The following is a 2,984-nucleotide window of genomic DNA, read 5'->3' on the forward strand; positions in this document are numbered from 1 at the left end:
GACGTGATCAGGAAAAGACCGACGCCGGCCATGACCAGAAGGCCGGCGACATAGTAGAATTCCTGGGGCCATATCTCGATGAAGAAGAAATAGAAGCGCCGGTTGGCGACATCAAGCAGCACCGCCTGGTCGGGGGCAAACGGACCCCGATCCCAGCGCAGCCACGGTGTCAGATAGTAGATGCCCAGCGTGATCGCCATCACGATCCATTTAAATCGGCGAAAGCTGCCCGACGCCCGCTTCGGGAAGATCTTCCTGCGCGCGGCATACATTGGCTGGCGCACCTTGGCGGAGTTGACCGCCTCAGCCTTGAGCCGTTCTACCTGCGTATTGTCCAGCACTGGTTTCTCCCGTCGCGCAACTCGTGATTTCGCCAGGGTAAATGTCCTGGCTGGTGCAGTCAGGTCAGCGAAATGCAGCGTGGATCGGATTGTGCCGCCGACCGGATGGCGCCGCGTTGATGCAGGTCAATCGCGGGTACACGCAAACAGATCGAGGCCCGGCAGAGCCGGGCCTCGTCGCTTGGACGGTGAAGGGCAGGGAATAGGCCCCCGTTCCTATTCCCCACCGCCAAGCGAATGCACGTAAACCGCAAGTTCCTTGACCCTGGTTTCGCCCAGGCGCGCGCCCCAAGCCGGCATCACGCCCTGTTTCGGTGCGGTTACCTGGGCGGCGATGGCGGCTTCGCCCGATCCGTAGAGCCAGATGGCGTCGGTCAGATCAGGAGCGCCGAGTTCCTTGTTGCCCTTTGCATTGTCGCCATGACAGGCCACGCAGTTTTCGGCAAAGACCTTGGCGCCGGGCGCCACCAACACCTGATCGCTGACGGTTTGGGACAGGCTGGCAATATAGGCGCTGACCTGTTTGATCTGATCGGCAGTGATGATGTCGCCAAAGGCCGGCATTTCGGACAGGCGCGTATCCGGATCGGTAGCGAAGCGAATGCCATGTGTAACCGTCTGCTGGATCTGGTCCGCCTTGCCGCCCCACAGCCAGTCGTCGTCGTTGAGGTTGGGGAAGCCCTTGGAGCCCTGGGCGCCGGAACCATGGCACTGCACGCAATTGAGCTTGAACGCGGCACCGCCGGCGGCGACGGCGAATTCGCGCAGCGTGTCGTCCGCCGCGATCTCCGAAACACTTTTCGCTTCTATCGCGGCGACATATTTGCCCTTGGCNTCGCGCAGCGTGTCGTCCGCCGCGATCTCCGAAACACTTTTCGCTTCTATCGCGGCGACATATTTGCCCTTGGCTGCTTCAGCCTTGGACAACTCGTTCCCGACATCGTTGCGACTGGAATAGCCGAGCACACCCTTGGTTGCCATGTGCAGCAGAGGCCATGCCGGATAGGCGATCGTGTACCCGATCGCCCAGACTATGGTGATGTAGAACGTCCAGACCCACCAGCGCGGAAGCGGGTTGTTGAGCTCCCGGATGCCGTCCCACTCATGACCCGTGGTTGAAACACCAGAGATTTCATCGATGTGCTCGTCGCTCATGATCACTCGTCCTCAAGGGGAATCCGGGCAGCTTCGTCGGCCAGCTTGCGGCTGCCGGGGCGCAGGGCAAAGATGATTGCGCCGACAAAAAACAGCGCCATGGCGACCAGACCCCAGCTGTCAGCGAACTCCCGCATCAAATTGTAATCCATGGACAAACCTCCTCAGCGGTAGCCGGCTGCTTCGTCGTAGTTCTTGAAATCGACCAACGTGCCGAGCATCTGGAGATAGGCGACCAGCGCGTCCATCTCGGTGACCTGTTGCGGGTTGCCGTCGAAGTCGCCGATCTTAGCCTTGGGGTAGCGGGCCTCGAGGCCGGATGTGTCGGCGTTGGGATCAGCCTGCGCCATCAAATCGGCATTGGCGTTGGCGATCATGTCGTCGGAGTAGGGGACGCCGACGCGCCTGTTGGCGACCAGATGCGTAGAGAAGTCCTTCACCGCGATCGGCTTGTCCTTCAGGAAGGCATAGCTCGGCATGATCGATTCCGGCACCACGGACCGTGGATCTGTCAGGTGATCCACGTGCCACAGGTTGGAATAGCGGTCGCCGACGCGGGCGAGATCAGGTCCGGTGCGCTTCGATCCCCACTGGAAGGGGTGGTCGTACATCGACTCGGCCGCCAGGCTGTAGTGGCCGTAGCGCTCGACCTCGTCGCGGAACGGGCGGATCATCTGGCTGTGGCAGAGGTAGCAGCCCTCGCGGACATAGATGTTTCGACCAGCAAGTTCGAGCGGCGAGTAAGGCCGCATGCCTTCCACCTTCTCGATCGTATTATCGAGATAGAAGAGCGGTGCGATCTCGACGATACCGCCCACGGTGACCACGAGAAGCGAACCGATGAGCAGAAGCGTGGCGTTCTTCTCGATCAGCGCGTGTTTGTCCATCAAGCCCATTGTCTGGCTCCTTATTCGGCAGGCTGCAGGACGGGCAGGGCGCCCGGCATAGGTTCTTCTTCGCGCTGGTAGCCGAGGATGGTCATGGCGATGTTCCAGGCCATGAGCAGGGCGCCGGCCAGATACATGGCGCCGCCGATGGCACGCATGATGTAGTAAGGATGCATGGCTGCCACGGTTTCGGCGAAGGAGTAGACCAGGAAGCCCTGTTCGTCGTATTCGCGCCACATCAGGCCCTGCATGATGCCGGACACCCACATCACCGCGGCGTAGACNAGCGAATAGAGGCGTTCACGGTTCCAGAGTCTCGGCACCATGAAGTAGATTGCGCCAAACGAGATCATGCCGACCCAGCCGAGTGCGCCGGAATGGACGTGGCCAATGGTCCAGTCGGTATAATGCGACAGCGAGTTGACCGTCTTGATCGACATCATCGGGCCTTCGAAGGTCGACATGCCGTAGAAGGCGATGGCCATCACCATCATGCGGATGATGGGATCGGTGCGCAGCTTGTCCCAGGCGCCCGACAGCGTCATCAGGCCGTTGATCATGCCGCCCCATGACGGCATCCACAGCATGATCGAGAACACCA

General features: G+C 60.8%; 4 protein-coding genes and 1 pseudogene. All 5 read right to left on the reverse strand.

Annotation, left to right across the window (positions count from 1 at the left end; genetic code table 11):
* Positions 1–341, reverse strand: a pseudogene (locus tag X726_RS0137065) (cytochrome c oxidase accessory protein CcoG); the annotation flags it as partial.
* A 216-nt stretch (positions 342–557) separates the two neighbouring features.
* The gene (ccoP, locus tag X726_RS137350) at positions 558–1,496 is read right to left on the reverse strand and encodes a cytochrome-c oxidase, cbb3-type subunit III (RefSeq protein WP_031215650.1); all 939 of its coding nucleotides are present in this window, start codon (positions 1,494–1,496) and stop codon (positions 558–560) included.
* A gap of 2 nt (positions 1,497–1,498) precedes the next feature.
* Complete coding sequence (locus tag X726_RS137345; RefSeq protein WP_023673929.1) at positions 1,499–1,648, reverse strand: CcoQ/FixQ family Cbb3-type cytochrome c oxidase assembly chaperone; 150 nt, start codon at positions 1,646–1,648, stop codon at positions 1,499–1,501.
* A 12-nt stretch (positions 1,649–1,660) separates the two neighbouring features.
* Entirely contained in the window at positions 1,661–2,392 is a 732-nt protein-coding gene (gene ccoO, locus X726_RS137340) for a cytochrome-c oxidase, cbb3-type subunit II (protein ID WP_031215651.1), read from the reverse strand.
* An 11-nt stretch (positions 2,393–2,403) separates the two neighbouring features.
* On the reverse strand, positions 2,404–2,984 hold a 581-nt coding region (locus X726_RS137335), incomplete at its 5' end, for a cbb3-type cytochrome c oxidase subunit I (protein WP_023673931.1).

This window comes from Mesorhizobium sp. LSJC285A00, assembly GCF_000503155.1.
Taxonomy (GTDB): Bacteria; Pseudomonadota; Alphaproteobacteria; order Rhizobiales; family Rhizobiaceae; genus Mesorhizobium.